Genomic DNA, 22,778 nt, shown 5'->3' on the forward strand with positions numbered 1-22,778 from the left:
TGCGCCAATGGGGGACTCGGGGCCTCGCGGCCCGACGGGCACCGTCACCGGTCCACACCGCCCATCACGGGGTCGATCGACGCGACGGCGACGACGACGTCGGCGACGTTGCCGCCCTCGACGACGGCCGCGACCGACTGCAGGTTGTGGAACGACGGGTCCTTGAAGTGGACCCGGTACGGGCGGGTGCCGCCGTCGGAGACGACGTGGCAGGCCAGCTCGCCCTTGGCGGACTCGACGGCCTGGTACGCCTGCCCCGGCGGGACGCGGAAGCCCTCGGTGACGAGCTTGAAGTGGTGGATGAGCGCCTCCATCGAGGTGCCCATGATGTGACGGATGTGATCGAGGCTGTTGCCCATCCCGTCACCGCCGATGGCGAGCTGCGCGGGCCAGCCGATCTTGGGGTCGGGGTGCATGACCGGGCCGGAGCTGCTCGCGAGTCGATCGATGCACTGCTCGACGATGCGCAGCGACTGCCAGATCTCGTTGAAGCGGACCCGGAGTCGGCCGTACGCGTCGGCGGTGTCCCACGTGCAGACGTCGAACTCGTACGTCTCGTACCCGCAGTACGGGTCGGACTTGCGCAGGTCGTGCGGGAAACCCGTCGACCGGAGCATCGGGCCGGTGATGCCGAGCGACATACAGCCGGTGAGGTCGAGGTGACCCACGTCGACGAGACGGCCCTTGGCGATGGGGTTCTCGAGGACGAGCGCCTCCATCTGCTTGACGCCCTTGCGGAACAGCGGGAGCTGCTCGTCGAGGAGGTCCTTCCACCCTGCGGGGAGGTCCTGCGCCACGCCGCCGGGACGGATGTAGGCGTTGTTCATGCGCAGACCGGTGACGGCCTCGATGAACCGGAACAGACGCTCACGCTGCTGGGCGGCGGTGGTGTAGACCGTCGTCGCGCCGAGCTCCATGTTGCCCGTGCCGAGGCAGATGAGGTGGGAGCTCATGCGGGTGAGCTCCATCATGAGCACCCGGATGACCTGCGCACGCTCGGGGATCTCGTCGGTGATGCCGAGGAGCTTCTCGATACTCATGCAGTAGGCGGCCTCCTGGAACATCGGCGTCAGGTAGTCCATGCGGGTGCAGAACGTGACGCCCTGGGTCCAGGTGCGGTACTCCATGTTCTTCTCGATGCCGGTGTGCAGGTAACCGATGCCGGCGCGGCCCTCGGTCACGTGCTCGCCGTCGAGCTCGAGGATGAGGCGGAGAACGCCGTGCGTGGACGGGTGCTGCGGGCCCATGTTGACGACGATGCGCTCGTCGCTGTGCTCGATGGCCTCCGCGGCGATGGCCTCGAAATCACCACCGGTCGTCGTGAACGAGCGGAGTGCCTCGTCCTGCGGCAGGGAGCCCTCGGTGGCCGAGGTGCCGGTGGACGTCGCGCCCGCGGCCGAGGCCCCGGAGCGACCGGCGCCGCCGGAGAGGTGGTCGGTGTCAGCAGTCATCAGTTGTAGGCCCTCCGCTGGTCCGGCGGCGGCACGGTGGCGCCCTTGTACTCCACCGGGATACCGCCGAGGGGGTAATCCTTGCGCTGGGGGTGTCCCGGCCAGTCGTCGGGCATGAGGATGCGCGTGAGCGCAGGGTGCCCGTCGAAGATGATGCCGAAGAAGTCCCAGGTCTCCCGCTCGTGCCAGTTGGCGGCGGGGTAGCACTCGACGACCGACGGGATGTGCGGGTCGGCCTCGGAGCAGCTCACCTCGAGGCGGAGGCGGCGGCTGCCGTGCGTGATCGAGAGCAGGTGGTAGACGGCGTGCAGCTCCTCCCCCTCCATGTGGGGGTAGTGGATGCCGGAGACGCCGGAGAACATCTCGAACCGCAGGTTGGGCTCGTCACGGAGCGCCCAGCACACGTCCAGGATGTGCTCACGCGCGACGTGCAGAGTCATCTCGCCACGATCGATGACGACGCTCGTGACGGCCTGGTCCATCGTCACGCCACCGCGGCGGGCGAGGGACGCTTCGAGTTCGTCGGCGATCTCGTCGAAGTAGCCGCCGTAGGGGCGCACGGAGGCGCCGGGGAACAGCGTGCGGGTGACGAGGCCGCCATAACCGGTGGTGTCCTGGCCGCGGGTCGCGCCGAACATCCCCTGCCGTTCGTTGACGACGACGGGGTCGGGGTGGGTGCCGGGCGCGGCGGGAAGCCCTTCGCCGCCCCTGCCCTGGCTCGGGTCGGAGGTCGTGTCGCTCACGCCAACAGCCCCTTCATCTCGATGAGCGGAGTCTCGGACATCGCGGCACGCTCGACCTCACGGGCCACGGCCGCGCGGTCGGTGATGTGGGGAGACTTCTGGATCTGCTCGTGCAGCTTGAGGAACGCGTTGATGAGCATCTGCGGGCGCGGTGGACAGCCCGGCAGGTACACGTCGACGGGGACGATGTGGTCGACGCCCTGGACGATCGCGTAGTTGTTGAACATGCCACCAGAGCTCGCGCAGACACCCATGGAGACGACCCACTTGGGCTCGGGCATCTGGTCGTAGACCTGGCGGACGACGGGGGCCATCTTCTGGCTCACGCGGCCGGCGACGATCATGAGGTCGGCCTGGCGCGGCGTGGCGCAGAACCGCTCCATGCCGAAGCGTGCGATGTCGTTGTCCGGGGAGACCGTGACCATCATCTCGATGGCGCAGCAGGCGAGACCGAACGTGGCGGGCCACACCGAGGTCTTGAGGAGGAATCCCGCGAGCTCGTTGATCTTGGCCGTCATCACGCCCGAGGGCAGCGCCTCGGGGTTGAAGGCGTATTCGGAGTTCGTCATGTCAGTCCCAATCCAATCCGCCGCGACGCCACACGTAGGCGTCGGCGATGAAGAACGCGTTGACCAGGAAGAGCGTCATCGCGAGAAGGCCGTAGAGACCCAGCTGGTCGAACATGACCGCGAAGGGGAGCAGGAAGAGGGCCTCGATGTCGAAGATGATGAAGAGCATCGCCGTGTTGGCGTACTTGATGGGGAAGCGCCCACCCTGCTCGGCGCGCGGCGAGGGCTGGATGCCGCACTCGTAGGCCATGCTCTTGGCCGCGTTGTAGCGTTTGGGGCCGAGGAAGAGCCCGAGGCCCAGCACGGAGAGGAGGGCGAAGCCGATTCCGCAGGCGAAGAAGATGAGGATCGGCAAGTAGGGGCTGGCCATGTCGACGAGCTCCCCTTTCGGTAGATGGTGCGGCGTTCCTGCTCGGTCTCCCGACGCGTCCCGGGCACACGGACCGGTGACGTCTCGGACAGTCTAGTGAATCTCTCGGGTTCTCACGCCGAAGGGGTCAGGCGCGCCAAGGTCGAGATCACGTGGTCGTCGACGCCGCCCCCGTGGGGGTCGGCGAGGCCGGCCATGATCTTGACGACGAAGCGCATGAGCGTGCGGCGTGGGAGTCCGTGGCGGACGGCGAGGCGCATGATCTCGGGGTGCCCGATGAGCGAGGCGAAGACGGAGCCGAGACGGAAGTATCCGCCCATCTCCGCCTGCACGGCGGCAGGGTATCGGGCGAGGACACGTTCGCGGGCGGCGTCGTCGGGATGGGCGAGCGCCTGGACGACGACCTCGGAGGCGAGGCGGGCGGCCTCCATCGCGTGGGCGATGCCCTCCCCGTTGAAGGGGCTGATCATGCCGCCGGCGTCGCCGAGGAGGAGGAGCCCGTCGGCGTAGTGCGGGACGCGCCCGAGCGCCATGGGCAGCGCCGCTCCACGGACGGCGCCGTCGCGGTGCTCCTCGTCGAAGGTCCATTCCTCCGGCAGGGTGGCGACCCAGCGGCGGAGGACGTCCTTGTAGTCGACGGTGCCGAAGGCGGGCGAGGTGTCGAGGATGCCGAGGCCGACGTTGCTCGTGCCGTCGCCGAGGGCGAAGATCCAGCCGTAGCCGGGCAGGAGGATGCGGCCTGCGGACGGGTCCTGCGGGTCCTTGTCGACCCACAGCTCCATCCACGACTCCATGTAGTCGTCGTGGCTGCGGGGCGTGCGGTAGTAGGTGCGGACGCCGACGCCCATGGGACGGTCGTCGCGGCGTGGGCGCCCCTCGGCGACGGCGAGGCGGGCGCTGTTGCCGTCGGCGGCGAGCACGACGGGCGCGCGGTAGACGCTCCGCTCCCCCGTGGGTCGGCCCCGACCGTCGACGTGCTTGACCTCGACCCCGCGGACGCGTCCGGCGTCGTCGTGGAGGGGCCCGGTGACGGAGGCCCCTTGGACGAGATGGGCGCCGCGGCTCTCGGCGTGGCGGGCCAAGACGTGGTCGAACCCGGCCCGGGGCATCGCGAGGCCGTACGGCGGATAGGTGGCGACGTCGGGCCAGTCGATCTCGACGATGTGTCCCCCACCGACGAGACGCAGGCCCCGGTTGCGGATCCACCCCTCGGACTCCGGGTGGGGAACGCCCAGCGCGAGGAGCTCCTTGACCGCACGCGGGGTGAGACCGTCGCCGCAGATCTTGTCGCGGGGGAACGTCGCCTTCTCGAGGAGCGCGACGTCGAGCCCGGCTCCGGCGAGGTAGGCCGCCGCCGTGGCACCGGCCGGGCCGGCGCCGACGACAACGACGTCCGCGTCGATGGTGGGGATCTGCACCGGTGCCTCAGGCGTAGGCGCGGTGGATCGCGACGATGCCGCCGAGGAGGTTGCGCCACTCGACGCCGCGCCATCCGGCGCCGCCGATCGTCGTGGCGAGACGGTCCTGATCGGGCCAGTCGCGGATGGACTCGGCGAGGTAGACGTAGGACTCCGGGTCCGAGCTCACCGCGCGGGCGATCGTGGGCAGCGAACCCATGATGTAGCGGGTGTAGACCTCGCGGAACATCGGCTGCACGGGCGCGCTGAACTCGCAGATGACGAGACGACCACCGGGGCGGGTGACGCGACGAAACTCGGCGAGCGCCGCTGCGTACTCGCGCACGTTGCGCAGGCCGTAGGACATCGTCACGACGTCGACGGAGGCATCGGCGAGCGGGAGCGACGTGGCGTCGGCGGCGACGAAGTCGAGGTCGGTGTACCGACGCTTGCCCTCACGCAGCATGCCGAGGGAGAAGTCGGCGGAGATGACGTGCGCACCCGCCTCGCGGAACGGGAGGCTGCTCGTGCCCGTGCCGGCCGCGATGTCGAGGACGACCTCGCCCGGTCCCGCGTCGACGGCCTCGGTGACGACCTTGCGCCAGGAGCGCACCAGGCCGGCGGTCATGACGTCGTTCGTGAGGTCGTAACGGGCGGCGACCGCATCGAACATCCGGGCGACGTCCGAGGGCTCCTTGTCCAGGCCTGCGCGCATCATGCTCCCATCCTCTCACCACGGCCGGGGCCGCTGTGCTCGTCGCGGCGGAGGCCGCTGTGCTCGTCGCGGCGGAGGCCGCCGTGCTTCCTCGCGGCCGGGGCCACGTGCCCGCCGCGATCGTCGCGATCGGGTCGTTCCTGTTGGTCGTACTCGTACATCGTGCTCATGGTCGGGCCGGTCGTCGGCGTGGTCCGACGGCGCCGGGTGTCGGGCCGGCCCCGCTTCGTCCGTGCGCCGGGTGGGACCGGGTCAGGTGCGCTCCTCGCCGGCGAGCGCGGTGCGCATGGGGACGAGCTTGGCGTCGGACTCGGCGAGTTCGGAGGCGGGGTCGGACCCCGCGACGATGCCGCACCCGGCGAAGAGGCGCATGTGGTGCCCGTCGGGGTCGACGGCGCCGCTGCGCAGGGCGATGCCCCATTCGCCGTCGCCGTGGGCGTCGATCCAGCCGACGGGGCCGGCGTAGCGGGCGCGGTCCATGTGTTCGAGTTCGGTGATGACGGCCTCGGCCGCGGGCTTGGGCGTGCCGCAGACCGCCGCCGAGGGGTGGAGCGCCTGCGCGAGGGAGAGGACGGAGGCCCCGTTCGTGAGGCGTCCGGCGACGTCGGTCGCGAGGTGCATGACGTTCGGCAGGTGGAGGACGAACGGCGACTCGGGCGTGTTCACCGAGGTGCAGAACCGGGCGATGACGTCCGCGACGGAACGCACCGCGTACTCGTGCTCCTCGAGGTCCTTGCTCGACCGGGCGAGGGACGCCGCGAGTGCGAGGTCGCGTTCGTCGTCGCCGGTGCGGCGGATCGTGCCCGCGAGGATGCGGGAGGTGACGAGGCCGCGTTCGAGGCGGACGAGCATCTCCGGCGTCGCGCCGACGAGGCCGTCGACGGCGAAGACCCAGGTGTTCGCGTAGGACTCGGCGAGGCGGTGGAGGAGGAAACGGGGGTCGATGGGCCGTTCGGCCTCGGCGAGCAGGTCGCGGGCGAGGACGACCTTGTCGAGGTCACCGGCGGTGATGCGACGGACGGCCTCGGCGACGGCGGTCTCGTAGGCGGGTCCGGGGAGGGCGCCGTCGGCGAACGTGACGACGCCGGGGCCCTGGGGGGCCGGTTGCGGGTCGGGCACGACCGCGGTGTCGGCGCTGCTGACGGCGGTGCCCGTCGACCACGTCGTCGTCGTGACGAAGCAGCGGCCGTCGCGGCGGCCGAGGACGACCCGCGGCACGACGAGCATCGACTCCTCGTGGGAGTCGACGGAGTAGGCGAAGGAGCCGAACGCGATCGGGCCGGAGCCGACGACCCCTACCTCGTCGTGGATCTCGGCCTCGGCGATCGTGTCGCGCCACCACAGCTCGGCGTCGCAGAAACGGGAGGCGCCGCAGGTGGCGATGCCGGCGACCCGGCCCCAGCCGACGAGTCCGTCGCCGCCCCTCACCCATGCGGAGATCTCACGCCCGGGGGCGTCGGCGGGGAGGCGCTGGAGGAGGTCGGAGACGTCGCCGACCTCGCGCGTGCGCGCGACGAGATGAGCAGGAACGTCCGAGGTCACAACCGTGCACCCTACCCCGCCGCCGCGCATGCCCGTGCCTCGACCGCGGCGCGCGGAGGACGCGCAGGCGCGGCCGGCGGGTGGGGGCGCTCAGAAGGAGAGACCACCGAGCGGTGCGGCGCCGGTGGCGAACGCCGAGGTGAGCGTCGCGACGGCACCGGGGGCGTGCTCGACGATCCGCCCCTGCGCGGCGAGGGCGGTGGGGCCGACGAGACCGAGGAAGGTCTCCCCCAGCGCCGCCACGTCGAGCGAGACGTCGGGCGCCTCGTGGGAGCGGTCGCACGTCGCCTTCCCCGACGCGTCGACGTGGAGGTGCCACGTGCCGCGGTTCTCCTCGAGCACGGGGTCGGCGACGACGAGTCGGACGTCGAGGGGCGCGCCGTAACCGCGGGCGACGAGCATGCGACCGACGTCGACGGGCCGGAGCCACAGCGCGTCGGAGATCCGCACGCGGCGGAGACGGATCCCGCCGGCCCACCCGAGGAGGGGGTCGTCGACGCCCCGGCCGACGAACCGGGCCTCGGCCGTGAGGTCCATGTCGACGAGACGCCGACCGAGCGCGAGGAGCGCCCCCGCGTCGACGGCCGTGACGAGGTCGACGGCGACCGTGCCCTCGGGACGTCCGTCCTCCCAGCGTGCCTTGCGGGTCAGGATCGCCGCGCCGACGTCGCGCCCGTCACGGGTGGCGACGAGCGCCCGCCGCGGTTCGACGCCCCGCCGCGCCTCGGGGACGTCACGGAGGACGCTGCGCCAACACCGTTCCGGCAGGACGACGGTTCCGAGCGCCGGGGAGTCGAGGAGGACGTCGCGGAGGCGGGCGGCGACGGTGTCGTCGTCGAGATCGGTGACGAGCCCGGTCGTCGTCCGGTCGGCGAGGGCGACGACGGTCTGGGGCGCGGTGATCTCCGTGCCGCGGCCCAGGGTGTACGTGACGTTGTGACTGGCGACGCCGTACCCGAACCGGCCGTAGATGCCCGGCTCGGAGGCGTGGAGCCCGACGATCGCCTCACCACGCTCCCGCGCCTCGCGCAGGTGGTGGCGGATCATCGTGCCGAGCACCCCACGGCGCCGCACGTCGGGGTGGACGCCGACCCACGTGAGTCCGTTCACGGGAACGAGTCGTGTGCCCTCGGCCGGGGTTCCGGGGACGCGCACCCGCAGGTCGTAGGAGGAGTAGAGCCCCGCAGGCCCGTCCGGCAGGTCGGGGTGCTCCGCGAGGAACGTACGCTCGAGGTCGAGACCCGAGAGGGCGTGCTCGGGCGGAACCCGGGTGGGGTCGCCCGCGAACGCGAGGGTGTCGAGGGCGTGGACGGCCCGTGAGTCGGCAGAGGTGGCGGCGCGCATCGTGATCACCCCACCACCTTCGCCGCCGCGCGGGCCCGTGGCAACGCCTACCCCTCGGACGCGCCTACCCCTCGGACGCGCCTGCCCCTCGGACGCGCCTGCCCGTCGGACGGCGCGCCCGGCGTCACTCCGTCGGGGCCGCCGCCGGTGCGGACGCGAGGGGCACCTCGACGACGGTGAGGCCGTCGGGGATCCGCGCGACCTCCGCCGCGAGCGGCGCCGGCGTCTCCGCCCGCACGTGACGGACCCCGTGTGCGGCGCACAGGGCGGCGAGATCGGTACCCGTCGGAGTGCGGAACATCCGCTCGAACACGCCCGGGTGCGCCTCACGGCGGGCCGCGTCCCCGTATTCGAGATCACCGAAGATGGCCCCGCCGTCGTCGTTGGCGACGATGAGCGTGAGGTCGGGCACGGGCTCCCCCGGGCCGATGAGCAGGCCGTTCGCGTCGTGAAGGAACGTGAGGTCGCCGAGGAGCGCGTAGGTGGGGCGGTCGTCGGCGAGGGCGAGACCGGTCGCCGTCGACACACAGCCGTCGATGCCCGCGAGGCCACGACTCGCCACGACCTCCGCCTCGTCGGGTCCACGCAGGCCCCGGACGAGGTCGACGTGACGCACACCGTTGCTCGACCCGAGGAACAGCCGCGACGACGGCGGCAGCGCGGTGAGCAGCGTGTCGGCGAGGACGGGACCGGCGGGCCAGGCGAGGTCCTCCGCTGTGGACGAGGGCCCCCTCTCCGCGTCCTGCGAGTCCTCCGGGTCCTGTGCCTCGTGCGAGTGGCGCGCGTCGTCGAGCGCCTCGGCGAGCAGGGCGCGCTCCGTGGCGGACGCCGCCGTCCATGCGGCACGGAACTCCTGGGCCTCCTCCGTCACCGCCCCGACGGGGCGTGCGGGCGGGGTCGGGGAGCCATCTGCCGGCACACCCGCTGGGCCGATCGCGGCTCCGGCGCCATCGTCGGCCGCGGCCCCTACTTCGAGGTCTCCTCCGGCGATGACGGCGCCGCCGTCCGGTCGCGGGTCCCCCGTGGCCGGGGGGAGGAGGCAGGCCGGGTCGTGGACGGCGTGGACGACATGGCCGGGATCGGCCCAGCGGGTGTCGCCGGTGACGAGCTCGACGTGCACACCGTCGAGGCGGAGGAGTCGGGCGAGGCTGCGGGAGAGGGTGAGTCGTCCCACGACGACGATCCGCTCCGGCCGGAGGGCCTCCTCGTCGGCGACGCGGGCGGCGAGGCGGACGCCGTGCGGCAGACGGCCGACGCCGCCCTCGTTCAGGGCGGGCCCGAAGGGCTCACCGATGACGGGGTGGCAGCGGCGCGTCGCCCAGGCGACGGCCGCCTCGAGGACGGCGCGCGGCGCGTCACCGAGGACGACGAGGGTGCGCGCGACCTCGGACAACGCCGGTGAGCCCCACGTGGTCCGACGGGCGGGGACCTGCGTCCACGGCCCCCCGTCGGGACGGCCGGCGAGAGGATCGTCGGCTGCCGCAGGCGTCCCGGTCCCGGCGAACGCAGGCGCGCCCGTGGGAGCATCGGGTACGAGCGGATCACGGAGGGGCGCGTTGACGTGGACCGGGCCCGGATCCCCACCGGCCGTCCCCGTCGCCGCCGCGACCGCCCGGTCGATCGCGGTCCGCCATGCGGCGGGCGCTCCGGGACGTGACTCCGGCACCCCGAGGTCGTGGGACCACCGCGTGAACGGCCGGAAGAACCCGACCTGGTCGGTGGTCTGGTTGGCGCGGGTGCCGCGCAGCTCCGGCGGCCGGTCGGCGGTGAGGAGCAGCATGGGCACGCCCGCCTCATGGGCCTCGAGCAGCGCCGGGGTGAGGTTGGCGACGGCCGTGCCCGACGTCGTGACGACGGGGGCGGGCAGACCGGTGGCCTTTGCGAGCCCGAGGGCGAGGAACGCGGCGGAGCGTTCGTCGACACGGACGTGGACGCGGAGGCGACCCGCGACCGCGGCCTCGTGGAGGGCGTACGCGAACGGCGCCGATCGCGAACCCGGGGCGAGGACGATCTCCCGCACACCGAGACGGACGAGCTCGTCGACGACGACACCGGCGAGGGCCTGCTGGGGGTTCATCCCTCGATTCTGACAAGAGCGGGAGGCCTCCCCGCCATCGCCGTCCGATCCGCAGACCCCGGGGACGGGTGTCATGCCGTCCGTCAGAGGAGGTGGGGCGTCCCGGAGGTGGCGGTGCGGACGGCGAGGTCGAACGCCTCGGGGCGGTCGAGACCGGCGGCGAGGGCCGCGGTGAGCGCTCCGGCGAAGCGGTGCGTCGCGTCGGGGTCGGGCGGCAGGATCCGTGCGGGCTCGTGGCGCAGGTCGTCCCACCAGGAGCCGAACGCGGCGTGGACGGCGAGGGATGCGGGCGGCATCGCGGCGTCGGCGACGGCCACGGCGCCCGCGGCGTCGACGACGGCCACGTCCGCGAGGGCGGTGGCGTCGGAGAACGCCTCCGACAGCATCGGGTGGAGGTCGAGGACGAGCTGCACGTCGGCGTCGTACGCCGCGCGGAGGAGGTCGGGCCGGCGGGCGGCGGTAGGGGCGTCGACGAGGAGTGCGTCCCCGGGACGGCAGGCGGCGAGTTCCTCGACGGCGGCAGGGATGTCGGCCGGGCCGCCGTCGGGGAGGACGAGGAGCTCGTCGTCGACGCCGGTGCCGACGTCGAGGACGAGATGCTCCCCCGTCGTCCCCTCGTGGGAGAGGCGGGCACGCAACCGGTCCACACGGAGGGCGTCCGCGCAGCGGCGCCCGGGGTCGTCGTCGCCGACGCCGCCGACGAGGACGACCTCGACCCCGGTCTCGGCGGCGGTCTCGGCGGCCGCGAGCGCGGCGAGCGCACCGGCGCCACCGAGGTCGGTGCGGCTCTCGGTCGCGAGGCGCAGGCCGGGCACGGTGGAGGTGAGGAGGTGTCGTCGGTGGAGGACCGCACCGACGACGAGGACACGAGGGTCAGCCACAGCCTGTTCCGATCCGCCAGGAACCCACCGCCACGGGGAGGCGGCCGGGCGCGCCGGCGCGTGCGAGGAGGACGTCGACGAGGGCGTCGAACGTCGCGGGGGTACGACCGTACGTCGCGAGACGGGCCCGGGCACGCCCGCGGGCGAGACCGTACGGGGTGTCGAGGGCGACGAGCACGTCACCGGAGCCGGTCGACGCGCCCGAGCCGGCACCGGACCCGGCCCGGTAGGCGCCCCCGCCGAGGAGGACGACGCGGGTGGCGCCGGGGCCGCCGATGCGCAGGCCGCGGGCCCGGGCGGAGCGGACGAACCGGGCCCGGTCCTCGGCGGTGCCGCCGCTCACCATGACGGCGCGACCGACGAGGCGACGTCCGCAGCGGCCGCCGACCTGGGTGATCGACGCGGCGGCGAGCTTGCGGGCGACGGCTCCGTTCGAGCCCGGCGCGGCCGGGGCGACGGTGGCGTGGCGACTGCGGAGGGCGACGATCATGCGGACGGCGGACTCCTCGAGGCGGGCGCGGTCGAGGCGTCCGGTGCGTACGGCCTTCTCGAGGGCGCCGACCGCGGCGGCGGGGTCGGCGGGCATGAGAGCGATGTCGGCGCCCGCCTCGACGGCGCGCACGGTCTCCTCCCCCGGTGCGAGGCCGGCCGTCGCGGCACCCATGTTGAGGGCGTCGGTGACGACGAGGCCGGAGAAGCGCAGGTCACGGCGCAGGATGTGGGTCGTCACCGCCCGCGACTGGGAGGCGGGTCGGGTGGGGTCGACGGCACGGGCGACGACGTGGGAGGTCATCACGGCGGGCGCTCCCGCGCGGACGAGGTCGCGGAACGGTACGAGGTCCCGTTCGTTCATCGCGGGGCGTGACGCGGTGAGGACCGCCGTGCCGCGGTGGGTGTCGGCGGCAACGGCGCCGTGGCCGGGGAAGTGCTTGACGACGGGAAGGATGCCCGCCTGGCGGTAGCCGGTGACGGCGGAGCGAGCGACGCGGGAGACCGCGGCGGGGTCGCCGCCGGGCGAGCGCACCCCGATGGTGCGGTCGGCGGGGGTGGTGACGTCTGCGTCGGGCGCCATGACGACGGTGAAGCCGAGTCCGGCGAGTTCGCGGCCGGAGGCGCGTGCCACCTCGGTGGCGAGACGGTGATCGCGGGCGGCGCCGAGGGCCATCGCGGCGGGGAACGGGGTGAGCGGCGCGTCCAGGCGGGTGACGGGACCGCCCTCCTGGTCGATCGCGACGAACGCGGGCCACGACCGGCGGCTCGTCGTCATCGCGGCGGCGTAGCGTCGGTTGGCGGCCTTCGCGGCCGTGGCCACGCGGGGGCCGGGAGTGAGGGCGGAGCGCATGACGACGACGCCGCCGTATCCGCCGGCGATGCCGCGGACGCCCGCGTCGACGGATCCCGCGTCGGGGACGACGATCTGGGCCGCGAGTCGCCGCGTGCTGAGCGCACGCACCTCGGTGCGGGCGCGGGCCCGCACCGCCGCGGGAGAGGTGGAGGTGCCCGACCTGCCGGAGGCCGCGGTGGTGGACGCCGACACCCTCGCCTGCGTCCCCGCGCTGCGCGGCGCCGCCGACAACGACGCGTCTCCGGCACCCCCGGCCTCCCCGGGCGTGGACGGGTGGGGTGCGGGAGCAGCCGCGGCCTCCTGGGCGGCGCGGCGGGAGGCGGCGAGCGACCCGGGCTCGGGCGGGATCGCACAGCCGCCGGCGACCACGGCGCAGACGGTCGCGAGAGCGGCGGGCCGCAGACGTGCGGCGACGCGCGACCGACCCGACGAGGGCCTTCGCGTCCCGGCCGTCCGGTCGCTCATCGTGTCGTCCTGCCCATCGCCGTTCCCCCTCGCACCGACGCGCCCGCTGCGGACGCGTGACCACCGTAGGCCAGGGCGCGCGCCCACACACGGCCGCATCGATGCACGTGAAGGGCAGGCGGGGGACGCGCGGGCGCCCCGGATCAGACGTGGACGAGTTCGATCGGCATCGAGGAGTCCGTCGCGAGGTCGAGCGGGGAGGGCTCGGCGCCGGCCATGACGAGCTGGGCACCGAGCGCGGCGACCATCGCGCCGTTGTCGGTGCAGAGGCCGGGGCGGGGCACACGGACGGTGATTCCTGCTGCGGTGCACCGCTCCTCGGCAAGGGTGCGCAGTCGCTTGTTCGCGGCGACGCCGCCGCCGACGAGGAGGTCGGTCGCCCCGTGCTCCTGGCAGGCGAGGACGGCCTTGCGGGTGAGGACGTCGACGACGGCCTCCTGGAAGCTCGCGGCGACGTCGGCGACGGGGATCTCCTCCCCCGCGGCGCGACGCGTCTCGACCCAGCGCGCGACGGCCGTCTTGAGACCGGAGAACGAGAAGTCGTACCGGTGACGCTGCATGTCGCGCCCCGAGGTGAGACCGCGGGGGAACCGGATCGCCCTCGGGTCGCCCTCGGCGGCGAGCCGGTCGATGTGGGGGCCACCCGGGTAGGGCAGGTCGAGGAGGCGCGCGACCTTGTCGTAGGCCTCGCCGGCCGCGTCGTCGATCGTCTGCCCGAGGGAGACGACGTCGCTGCAGATGTCGCGGACGAGGAGGAGGTTCGTGTGCCCGCCGGAGACGAGGAGCGCGACCATCGGCATCGGCAGGGTGCCGTGCTCGAGGACGTCGACGCCGACGTGGGCGACGAGGTGGTTGATGCCGTAGAGCGGCTTGTCGAGGGCGAACGCGAGGGACTTGGCCGCGGCGACGCCGACGAGCAGCGCGCCCGCGAGGCCGGGGCCGCTCGTCACGGCGATCGCGTCGAGGTCGGCGAGGGCGACGCCCGCCTGGTCGCACGCCTCGTCGATCATCGGGACCATCGCCTCGAGGTGGGCGCGGGAGGCGATCTCGGGGATGACGCCGCCGAATCGGGCGTGCTCCTCGAGGCTGCTCGCGACGGCGTTGCCGATGAGCTCCTGGCCGCGGACGATCGCGACCCCCGTCTCGTCGCAGGAGGATTCGATACCGAGGACGAGCGGTGCGCGCGCCGCGTCGGGGGCGGACTCGGGGGTGGTGCTCATGACGCTCCTTCGAGGGTGAGACGCATGACGTGCGCATCGACGTCTCCGGGGTAGTAGCGGCGCCGGGTGGTCGACGTCGTGAAACCGGCACGGCCGTAGAGGGCGAGGGCGGCCGTGTTGTCGGCCCGCACCTCGAGGAGGAGGTGGTGCTCGCCGCGGGCGCGGGTGCGCGTGACGAGGGTGTCGAGGAGGAGGGTGCCGAGGCCGCGGCGGCGCCCGGCGGGGGCGATGGCGATCGTCATGACGTCGGCGGTGTCGCCCGCGTGGTCGAGGCCCGCGTAGCCGAGGATCTCCTCCTCGATGGCGTCGGTGCCGGCGGTGTCGTCGGTCTCGGCCGCGAGGTCGGGTTTCCCGTCGGGTTCGTCGAGTGTGTCGGCCACGTCGGGGGTGGACCGCCCGGTGACGACGACGTACTCCCGTCGGGGGCGCCCGGCGAGTTCGGCCCACCACGACTGCGCGCTCCACGCGTCGTCGGCGAAGGCCTCCCGCTCGAGCTGTGCGAGGCGGGGGATGTCGGTCCACGCCATCTCCCGCAGCCGCGCCCCCCGCTCGGCGAACCGCGCCGCGAGCGCGTCCTGCGAGACCGGGGGCCTCATCGGTGGAGCACCGACTTGACGCTCGTCGAGGGCACCGCGTCGGGGCGCCGCAGGTAGAGCGGTTCGGCGGGGAGCAGGTCCTCCCCCGCGGCGATGCGGCGGCGGGCGAGGTCGGCGAGGTCGCCCGCGTCGACGTCGAGGGCGTCCTCGCACACGACGAGACGGTTCGGCAGGTCCTCGGGGTAGAGGAGGCCACCGCGGCCGACCGACGGGAGGGTGCGGACGTCCTCGGGCAGGTCCGCGGCGCGCGCGACCTGGGGGGAAGCGAGGGGGTAGATGCCGTCGGCGTCGAGGTCGTAGACGCTCCAGTAGACCTCGTTGCGGCGCGCGTCGGTCGCGACGAGGACGCGTTCGCGCGTCCCCGAGGTCCAGGCACGGTGGGCGAGGGCGTCGAGGCCGCTCAGCCCGAGCGCGGTGAGGCCGCGGACGTGGGCGAGGGTGCGGGCGGTGACGATCCCGACGCGCAGCCCGGTGAACGGGCCGGGCCCGACGCCCGTGACGACGTGCGTGAGCTCGGCCGGGGACCGACCTGCCTCGGCGAAGGCGGCACGGATGCCGGGCGCGAGGATCTCGCCGTGCGCCTGGGCGTCGACGACGTGGGAGGACGCGAGTTGCGCCTCGTCGTCCCACAGGGCGACGGAGGCGGCGGAGGTCGAGGTGTCGAGGGCGAGCAGCAGCACCCGATCAGGGTATTCCAGCCCACCGACACCCCTCACCCCCGCTCCCGCAGCCCCTCCCACCTGCGGGGGCGTCGACGACCGTCCCCGGGGCGGTCGCCGACGCCGATCCGGGGCGCGGCGGCTGCGTCACACCTCGAGCGGCGGGGCGTCCTGCCAGCGGGGCCCGACACCGACGATGCGGATCGAGCGGGGGTCGTCCTGGTCCTCGGCGAGGGCCTCGTCCTCGGCCTCGGCGAGCGCACCGTCGTCGACGTCGGCATCCGCGCCCCCGGTCTCTCCCGGAGCGGCGTCCTCGAGGGCGTCGGCGCCGGTGCGGCGCACGAGGTCGACGACGAGCCAGGAGTCGGCGAGCTGTTCGGCCATGCCCTCGCCCCACTCGACGACGGTGACGGAGGTGGGCACGGTCGTGTCGAGGTCGATGTCCTCCAGTTCGGCCGCGCCGCCGAGCCGGTAGGCGTCGACGTGGACGAGGTCGGGGCCGCCCACCGTCGAGGGGTGGACGCGGGAGAGGACGAACGTCGGGGAGGTGATGGGGCCGCGCACTCCGAGGCCGTCGGCGAGGCCCTGGGTGAGCGTCGTCTTGCCCGCGCCGAGTTCGCCGACGAGGACGACGACGTCCCCGGCGCGCAGGATGCGGCCGAGGGCGCGCCCCGCGTCGCGGGTGGCGTCGGCGGTGGGCAGGTCGGTGGTGAGGATCTCGCGGGTGGTGACCTCGTCGGTGGTGGGAGAGGTGTCGGGCGCGGGTGTCAACGGAGGTCCTTCCGGCGTCGGGCGCGGCGGGCGGCGCGGGTACGGGCGACGTCACTCACCTGCTGCCGAACGCGGCGGGGTCGGGGCCCGGTGGGCACGCGGCCCGCGCGGGTGAGGAGGTCGAGGAGGTGTTCGTTCACGACGTCGGGGTGTTCGAGCATGATGAGGTGCCCCGCGTCACGGACGAGGATGTGCTCGGCGCCGGGGACGAGGCGGACGATCTCCTCGCTGTGCTGGGGCGGGGTGAGGCGGTCGGCGGTGCCGCTGATGACGAGTGATTCGACGCCGTCGAACGCCTGGAGCGCTTCGCGCTTGTCGTGCTCGTCGAACACCGGGAAGAACGCGGCGATGACCTCCATGCGGGTGCCGAAGATCATGTCGGTGGCGAGCTGGGCGACCGAGAGCGGCACCGGTGAGCCGAAGCTCAGGTGGTCGACGACGTAGTCGACGATGTCGCGTGCCTGCCGCAGGCCGGTGTCGACGAGTGTCTGCCGGGGCGCGAGGAACTGGGACGTGAGCGGCGTGAGGCGACGGATGAGTCGCCCGCCGAGGGTGCCGAAGCCGTAGGAGACGCCGGAGAGGTCACCGGGGCTCGTCGCGACGAACGCGGCGCCGGCGACGCGGCCGCGGACGAAGTCCTCGTGCTCGAGGGCGAGGGCCATCATCGACATGCCGCCCATCGAGTGGCCGACGAGGACGACGGGCCCGGTGGCGACGACCGCGTCGACGACCCGGTGGAGGTCGTCGCCGAGCTGGTCGATGGAGATCGACTCCTTGGGTCCCATGCCGGAGCTGCCGTGGCCGCGCTGGTCCCAGAGGACGACCCGGTAACCGGCCGCGCGGAGCGCCCGACGCTGGAACACCCACGAGGTGAGGTTGAGGCAGTAGCCGTGGGAGAGGACGACGGTCGGCCGGTCGGGGTCGACCCCCTCCCCCGGCTCGTCGACCTCGACGTGGAGTTCGACCCCGTCCGAGGCGCGAACGACGTGCTCGGCGTCCGGTGTCTCGTGGAACCGGTTGTCGTCGAGTCCGGCGTCGAGGGCGACGGCGGTGCGTCGCTCCCGACTCAGTCGGTCGGCGGCCATCCCGGCGGCGGCCGTGAGTCCCGCGGCGGCGAGACCGAGGCCGACGCCCACGGCCGAGCGCGCCACCGAGCCCTGACCGTCCCATCCGTCACCCGACGACAGTTCGGGGACACCCCGTGGCGCCATCGCAGACCTCCTCCTGCGGGCCGGTCGGGGCCCGCTGTCGCATCCCCTCCGCATCGGACGCGTCGCGTCGACTCGGAGGGTCCTCTCCTCAGGTTGTTTCAGGACGCCGCGTGGCGCAGCAGGGCCGTGATCGTCCGCGGCAGGGCGTGCGCGACGTCGAGGGCCCGCACGGGGCCACCGGAGTTGGCCTCGTGCCCGGCGAGCCCGTGGACCGTGGCGGCGACACCGCCCGCGTCGTAGGGGTCGAGGCCCGCGGCGAGGAGCATCCCGGCGAGCCCGGCGAGGACGTCGCCGGACCCGGCGGTCGCGAGCCAGGCGGGGGCGTCGGAGCTCACGCGCACGGGCAGGCCGCTCACCTCGGGCGGGACGACGTACGTCGTCGACCCCTTGAGGAGCACGGTCGCGTGGAGGGCGTTGGCGGCGCGGCGGGCGTGGCCGACCGGGTCGGCGGTGACGTCCTCGCGGGTGATCTCGGCGTCCTCGACGCGGGAGAGCAGGCGGGCGAGCTCCCCGGCGTGCGGGGTGAGGAGGGTGCGGGCGCCGGCGCGGGGGCGCTGCCCGTCGAGGAGGTCGAGGGCGCCGGCGTCGACGACGCACGGGAGCCCGGAGTCGAGGGCCTCGCGGGCCGTCGTCACCTGGCGGACGTCGCCCTCGTCGGCGTCGTCGTCCTCGGCGACGGAGGCGTCGAGGCCGGGGCCGACGGTCCACGCCTGCACCCGTCCGGTGCCGTGGACGGCCTCGGGGACCGTGGCCCGCACGAGGCCCGTCGGGGTGGGCGGGCCGAGGTAACGCACCATGCCCGCGCCCGCGGCGACGGCCGCGGTCACGGCGAGCACCGGCGCGCCCGTGTAGGACTCGCCACCGGCGACGACGCCGAGGACGCCGCGAGAGTACTTGTCGTCGTCGGGGCCTGGCACGGGCCACAGGGCGGCGACGTCGTCGTGGTCGAGGGTTTCGGCGACGGGCGCGGTCGCCATCTCGAGGCCGATGTCGACGAGGGTGAGAAGACCGCAGCGCGGGGCGGTGCCGAGGAGGTGGACGGGCTTGGCGACCCCGAACGTCACCGTCTCGTCGGCCCACACGCCCTCGGAGTCGAGGACGAGACCGGCCGGGTCGGCACCGCTCGGCAGGTCGACGGCGACGACGTAGGCCTCGTCGTCGGTGGCGTCGAAGAGGGCGCGGCAGCGGCCGGCGACGGAGTCGCTCCACCCGGGGGATCCGCCGATGCCGGTGATGCCGTCGACGAGGACGTCGGCCTCGGCGACGAGGTCGCACGCCGCGTCGAGTGCGTCGTCGGCGCCGCCGGAGAGGTCGACGACGTCGACACCCGCCTCGCGCGCCGTGGCGAGACCCGCCTCGTGGGCGCCCCGGTCGGAGACGAGCACGGCGGCGATGCCGGCGAGGAGTTCACGGCGTTCGTCGGCGCGGGCGAGGCGGGCGAGGGCGAAGAGCGTGTCCCCACCGTTGCCGCCGGAGCCGACCAGTCCGACGACCCGCGCCTCGGGGACGTCGGAGATCCGCGCCTCGAGGACCTTGGCGAGCCCCTTGGCCGCACGGGCCATGAGTTCACCGTCGGGCAGGTCGGCCATCGCCGCCTTCTCGGCCGCGCGCACGTCCTCGACACCCCAGGCTGCGATCACTGCTGCTCCTCGTCGCTTCGTCACGGTCGTGCACGGCGGGCCGGGTCACCCCGTCGGGCGGGAGGACCCCTGCGCGAGGACGATCGCCGTCGCGATCCCGCCGTCGTGGGAGATCGAGACGAGGAACTCCTCGGCGCCGCGCCGGGCCGCGCACGCAGCGACAGTACCCCTCACGACCAGGCGGGGCGCGCCGTGCTCCCCCCGCTGCACCTCGGCGTCCGTCCAGGCGAGACCGCCCGGTGAGCCGAGCGCCTTGGCGAGCGCCTCCTTGACGGCGAACCGGCCCGCGAGGGACTCGAGCGGCAGGTCCTGCTCCCCCTCGGTGAAGAGTCGTCGCCGGATCGACGGGGTGCGCTGCAGCACCGCGCCGAACCGTGCGACGTCGACGACGTCGATGCCCACCCCGACGATCACGACCGCGCCCCCGTGCCGCTCGGGGACGCGGTCGTGAGTGTGTCGTTCATGTCGGTCGGATCCGTGTGGGTTGCGTCGTCACTCGACGGTGACGGACTTGGCGAGGTTGCGCGGCTGGTCGACGTCGAGGCCCTTGGCAGCGGCGAGCTCGGCGGCGAACACCTGCAGCGGGACGATCGTGAGCAGCGGCGCGAGGAGCGGGCTCGTCGCGGGGACGCTGATGACCTCGTCGGCGAACGGCACGACGGCCTCGTCGCCCTCCTCGGCGATGACGAGCGTGCGGGCACCACGGGCGCGGATCTCCTGGATGTTGGAGACGACCTTGTCGTGGAGGCTGTACGGCGTCGTCGGCGAGGGCACGACGATGAACACCGGCTGGCCGGGCTCGATGAGCGCGATCGGGCCGTGCTTGAGCTCGCCCGCGGCGAAGCCCTCCGCGTGGATGTAGGCGATCTCCTTGAGCTTGAGCGCACCTTCGAGGGCGATCGGGTAGCCGACGTGGCGACCGAGGAAGAGGACCGACCGCGTGTCGGCCATGAACCGGGCGATCTCGCGGACGCGGTCCATGCGGCCGAGGAGGTCCTCGACCTTGGCGGGCACCTCGTGGAGCTCCCGCATGACCTGCTGGGCCTGCTCGGCGTGCGTGCCACCCCGCAGCTGGGCGAGGTAGAGGCCGAGGACGTAGCAGGCGGTGATCTGGGCGGTGAACGCCTTCGTCGAGGCGACGGCGATCTCCGGCCCGGCGTGCGTGTAGAGCACCGCGTCGGACTCGCGCGGGATCGTCGCACCGTGGGTGTTGCAGATCGAGATCGTGAGGGCGCCGAGTTCACGGGCGTGCTTGACGGCCATGAGCGTGTCCATCGTCTCGCCCGACTGGCTGATGGAGACGACGAGGGTCTTCTCGTCGACGACCGGGTCGCAGTACCGGAACTCGTGGGCGAGCTCGACGGAGCAGGGCAGACGCGTCCAGCGCTCGATGGCGTACTTGGCGGTGAGGCCGGAGTAGAACGCCGTGCCGCACGCGACGAAGACGATCTTGTCGACGGCCGCGAGGCGGGCCGGGTCGATGCGCATCTCGTCGAGGACGAGGGCGCCGGTGGAGTCGGTACGGCCGAGGAGCGTGTCGTTGATCGCGGCGGGCTGCTCGAGGATCTCCTTGACCATGAAGGAGCTGTGCCCGCCCTTCTCGGCCTGCGCGGCGTCCCAGGTGACCTCGAAGCGCTTGCCCTGCGCGGGCGTGCCGTCGAAGCCCATGACCTCGACGGTGTCCTTCGTGATCGTGACGATCTGGTCCTGATCGACCTCCATCGCCTGCTTCGTGTGGCCGATGAACGCGGCGACGTCGGAGCCGAGGAAGTTCTCGCCGTCGCCGAGGCCGATGACGAGCGGGGAGTTGCGGCGGGCCGCGACGACGGTGCCCGGCAGGTCGGCGTGGACGGCGAGGAGGGTGAACGCGCCCTCGAGACGGTTGACGACGGCGCGCATCGCCTCGGTGAGGTCCCCGACCCCGGCGTACGCACGGGCGAGGAGCTGCGCGACGACCTCGGTATCGGTCTCGGAGCGGAACCTCACGCCCTGCTCGAGGAGCTCCGTCTTGAGGACGTGGAAGTTCTCGACGATGCCGTTGTGGATGAGGGCGACCTTGTCGTCCTCGCCACCGAGGTGCGGGTGGGCATTCTCGTCGGTGGGGCCACCGTGGGTCGCCCATCGGGTGTGACCGATGCCGGTCGTCGACGGCGGCAGCGGACGGGCCTCGATCTCGGCGCGGAGGTTGGCAAGCTTGCCGGCCTTCTTGCGCCAGGCGATCTCGCCGTCGGCGACGAGCGCGACGCCCGCCGAGTCGTACCCCCGGTACTCCAGGCGGGCCAGCCCCTCCACGAGGACGTCGAGAGCGCGCCCGTTCGACTCCGGTCCGACGTATCCCACGATTCCGCACATGCGCCACAGATTACTGGACCGCGGAGGCCCGCCCGCACGACCGACGGGCGCGCGCCGCCGGCGGCGAGGGGAGGACCGACGGCCCATCGGTCTCCGCCGCACCCACCCGTGGGGAACAATGGCGCGGTGTCCTCACCGTCGCGCGAACACAGCACGCCGTACGTCCACCTCGATCGCGAGGACTGGGCACGGTTGCGGAAGGCGCACCCCCTGAGTCTCGACGACGCCGACCTCGCCCGTCTGCGCGGCGTCGGCGAACGTCTCGACCTCAACGAGGTAGAGGAGGTCTACCTCCCCCTCTCCCGGCTGCTCAGCTACTACGTCGAGGGCGCCTCGCACCTCCACCGGCTCACCTCGGGGTTCCTCGGGGAACGGCCCGACCGCACGCCGTTCGTCATCGGCATCGCCGGGTCGGTCGCCGTGGGCAAGTCGACGACGGCGCGCATCCTGCGCGAGCTCCTCGCCCGCTGGCCGAACACCCCGCGCGTCGACCTCGTGACGACCGACGGGTTCCTCCTCCCCAACGCCGAGCTCGAGCGGCGGGGCATCCTCCACCGCAAGGGCTTCCCGGAGTCCTACGACCAGCGGGCGCTGCTGCGGTTCGTCGCCCAGGTCAAGGGCGGCGCCGACGTCGTCCGCGCGCCCGTCTACAGCCACCTCACCTACGACATCGTCCCGGGCGAGTCGACCGTCGTGCACCGCCCCGACGTCCTCATCGTCGAGGGCCTCAACGTGCTCCAGCCGCCGCGAGTGCGCGCCGACGGGCGACTCAGCCTCGCGCTCAGCGACTTCTTCGACTTCTCCGTGTACGTCCACGCCCCGGTCGACCTCATCCGCAGGTGGTACGTCGACCGGTTCCTCCGCCTGCGCCAGACGGCGTTCAGCGACCCCGAGTCGTACTTCCACCGGTATGCGTCGCTCTCCGACGAGCAGGCGCAGGAGACGGCGATGAACATCTGGCGCTCGATCAACGAGCCCAACCTCCGTGAGAACGTCGAGACGACCCAGGGGCGGGCGACGCTCGTCCTCACCAAGGGCCCCGACCACGCCGTGCACCGGGTGCGCCTGCGCAAGCTCTGAGCCGGGGCGACCGACGTCCCCGTCCCCGCCCGGGCGTCCCGGACCGACACACGCCCCCTGCCCGGCGGTCATCCCACCACGACCTGGAGGAACGTCCCCATGAGCCCGTACGACGTGAGCAGGGCGGGGACGACCCCCGCGGTCCTCGAACGTGCCGCCGCGAGGAAGGACCTCGCCGCCGTGGCCGCCGTCGTGGCGCCGCTGTCGGTCCACGAGACGATCGACGCCCTCGAACGGATGGGCTCGAGGAAGCGCGCGCTCGTCTACCGGCTGCTGCCCAAGGACAAGGCGCTCGCGGTGTTCGAGGGCCTCGACGCCCCCCTGCAGAGCGAACTCGTGCGCGGACTCAA

General features: G+C 73.4%; 22 protein-coding genes. 2 read left to right on the forward strand and 20 right to left on the reverse strand.

Annotated elements, in window-relative coordinates:
- Positions 1-44: 44 nt before the first annotated feature.
- From MOPEL_RS05350 to glmS, 20 genes are all read right to left on the reverse strand, one after another.
- Entirely contained in the window at positions 45-1,451 is a 1,407-nt protein-coding gene (locus tag MOPEL_RS05350) for an NADH-quinone oxidoreductase subunit D (protein ID WP_009481836.1), read from the reverse strand.
- Entirely contained in the window at positions 1,451-2,194 is a 744-nt protein-coding gene (locus tag MOPEL_RS05355; protein ID WP_009481837.1) for an NADH-quinone oxidoreductase subunit C, read from the reverse strand. Before MOPEL_RS05355 ends, MOPEL_RS05350 begins: the two co-directional genes overlap by 1 nt.
- Positions 2,191-2,763, reverse strand: a complete 573-nt coding sequence (locus MOPEL_RS05360; protein WP_009481838.1) for an NADH-quinone oxidoreductase subunit B — start codon at positions 2,761-2,763, stop codon at positions 2,191-2,193. The genes MOPEL_RS05355 and MOPEL_RS05360 overlap by 4 nt, the downstream gene beginning before the upstream one ends.
- Position 2,764: 1 nt before the next feature.
- Entirely contained in the window at positions 2,765-3,133 is a 369-nt protein-coding gene (locus tag MOPEL_RS05365) for an NADH-quinone oxidoreductase subunit A (RefSeq protein WP_009481839.1), read from the reverse strand.
- A gap of 113 nt (positions 3,134-3,246) precedes the next feature.
- Entirely contained in the window at positions 3,247-4,551 is a 1,305-nt protein-coding gene (locus MOPEL_RS05370; RefSeq protein ID WP_009481840.1) for a geranylgeranyl reductase family protein, read from the reverse strand.
- Between the two features lie 7 nt (positions 4,552-4,558).
- A complete protein-coding gene (locus MOPEL_RS05375) occupies positions 4,559-5,248 on the reverse strand; it encodes a demethylmenaquinone methyltransferase (RefSeq protein WP_009481841.1) in 690 nt (229 codons plus the stop codon).
- The gene (locus MOPEL_RS17585) at positions 5,245-5,415 is read right to left on the reverse strand and encodes a hypothetical protein (protein WP_169316283.1); all 171 of its coding nucleotides are present in this window, start codon (positions 5,413-5,415) and stop codon (positions 5,245-5,247) included. Before MOPEL_RS17585 ends, MOPEL_RS05375 begins: the two co-directional genes overlap by 4 nt.
- 82 nt (positions 5,416-5,497) lie before the next feature.
- Positions 5,498-6,787 (reverse strand): isochorismate synthase, encoded by a 1,290-nt coding sequence (locus MOPEL_RS05380; protein ID WP_009481842.1) that lies wholly within the window; start codon positions 6,785-6,787, stop codon positions 5,498-5,500.
- Between the two features lie 90 nt (positions 6,788-6,877).
- Complete coding sequence (locus MOPEL_RS05385; RefSeq protein WP_245544722.1) at positions 6,878-8,131, reverse strand: GNAT family N-acetyltransferase; 1,254 nt, start codon at positions 8,129-8,131, stop codon at positions 6,878-6,880.
- Between the two features lie 124 nt (positions 8,132-8,255).
- On the reverse strand, positions 8,256-10,208 hold the full coding sequence (menD, locus tag MOPEL_RS18395) for a 2-succinyl-5-enolpyruvyl-6-hydroxy-3-cyclohexene-1-carboxylic-acid synthase (RefSeq protein ID WP_009481844.1): 1,953 nt from the start codon (positions 10,206-10,208) through the stop codon (positions 8,256-8,258).
- 83 nt (positions 10,209-10,291) lie between these two features.
- Positions 10,292-11,089, reverse strand: coding sequence for a hypothetical protein (locus MOPEL_RS05395; RefSeq protein WP_009481845.1), 798 nt, complete (start codon positions 11,087-11,089; stop codon positions 10,292-10,294).
- Positions 11,082-12,899 (reverse strand): glycoside hydrolase family 3 N-terminal domain-containing protein, encoded by a 1,818-nt coding sequence (locus MOPEL_RS05400; protein ID WP_009481846.1) that lies wholly within the window; start codon positions 12,897-12,899, stop codon positions 11,082-11,084. The genes MOPEL_RS05395 and MOPEL_RS05400 overlap by 8 nt, the downstream gene beginning before the upstream one ends.
- A 143-nt stretch (positions 12,900-13,042) precedes the next feature.
- Complete coding sequence (tsaD, locus tag MOPEL_RS05405; protein WP_009481847.1) at positions 13,043-14,119, reverse strand: tRNA (adenosine(37)-N6)-threonylcarbamoyltransferase complex transferase subunit TsaD; 1,077 nt, start codon at positions 14,117-14,119, stop codon at positions 13,043-13,045.
- A complete protein-coding gene (locus tag MOPEL_RS05410) occupies positions 14,116-14,715 on the reverse strand; it encodes a GNAT family N-acetyltransferase (RefSeq protein ID WP_009481848.1) in 600 nt (199 codons plus the stop codon). Before MOPEL_RS05410 ends, tsaD begins: the two co-directional genes overlap by 4 nt.
- A complete protein-coding gene (gene tsaB / locus MOPEL_RS05415; RefSeq protein ID WP_009481849.1) occupies positions 14,712-15,395 on the reverse strand; it encodes a tRNA (adenosine(37)-N6)-threonylcarbamoyltransferase complex dimerization subunit type 1 TsaB in 684 nt (227 codons plus the stop codon). The genes MOPEL_RS05410 and tsaB overlap by 4 nt, the downstream gene beginning before the upstream one ends.
- A gap of 126 nt (positions 15,396-15,521) precedes the next feature.
- A complete protein-coding gene (gene tsaE, locus MOPEL_RS05420) occupies positions 15,522-16,145 on the reverse strand; it encodes a tRNA (adenosine(37)-N6)-threonylcarbamoyltransferase complex ATPase subunit type 1 TsaE (RefSeq protein ID WP_009481850.1) in 624 nt (207 codons plus the stop codon).
- Positions 16,142-17,356, reverse strand: a complete 1,215-nt coding sequence (locus tag MOPEL_RS05425) for an alpha/beta fold hydrolase (RefSeq protein WP_009481851.1) — start codon at positions 17,354-17,356, stop codon at positions 16,142-16,144. The genes tsaE and MOPEL_RS05425 overlap by 4 nt, the downstream gene beginning before the upstream one ends.
- Before the next feature lie 98 nt (positions 17,357-17,454).
- The gene (locus MOPEL_RS05430) at positions 17,455-18,996 is read right to left on the reverse strand and encodes a bifunctional ADP-dependent NAD(P)H-hydrate dehydratase/NAD(P)H-hydrate epimerase (protein ID WP_009481852.1); all 1,542 of its coding nucleotides are present in this window, start codon (positions 18,994-18,996) and stop codon (positions 17,455-17,457) included.
- A 45-nt stretch (positions 18,997-19,041) separates the two neighbouring features.
- Entirely contained in the window at positions 19,042-19,410 is a 369-nt protein-coding gene (locus MOPEL_RS05435) for a holo-ACP synthase (RefSeq protein WP_009481853.1), read from the reverse strand.
- A gap of 78 nt (positions 19,411-19,488) precedes the next feature.
- A complete protein-coding gene (glmS, locus tag MOPEL_RS05440) occupies positions 19,489-21,348 on the reverse strand; it encodes a glutamine--fructose-6-phosphate transaminase (isomerizing) (RefSeq protein ID WP_009481854.1) in 1,860 nt (619 codons plus the stop codon).
- A 126-nt stretch (positions 21,349-21,474) separates the two neighbouring features.
- Here glmS and coaA point away from each other — a divergent pair, with 126 nt between their 5' ends.
- Both coaA and MOPEL_RS05450 read left to right on the forward strand, forming a co-directional pair.
- A complete protein-coding gene (coaA, locus tag MOPEL_RS05445; RefSeq protein ID WP_040633035.1) occupies positions 21,475-22,428 on the forward strand; it encodes a type I pantothenate kinase in 954 nt (317 codons plus the stop codon).
- A 99-nt stretch (positions 22,429-22,527) separates the two neighbouring features.
- On the forward strand, positions 22,528-22,778 hold a 251-nt coding region (locus tag MOPEL_RS05450; RefSeq protein ID WP_009481856.1), incomplete at its 3' end, for a magnesium transporter MgtE N-terminal domain-containing protein.

Source organism: Mobilicoccus pelagius NBRC 104925, from assembly GCF_000247995.1.
GTDB classification, from domain to species: domain Bacteria; phylum Actinomycetota; class Actinomycetes; order Actinomycetales; family Dermatophilaceae; genus Mobilicoccus; species Mobilicoccus pelagius.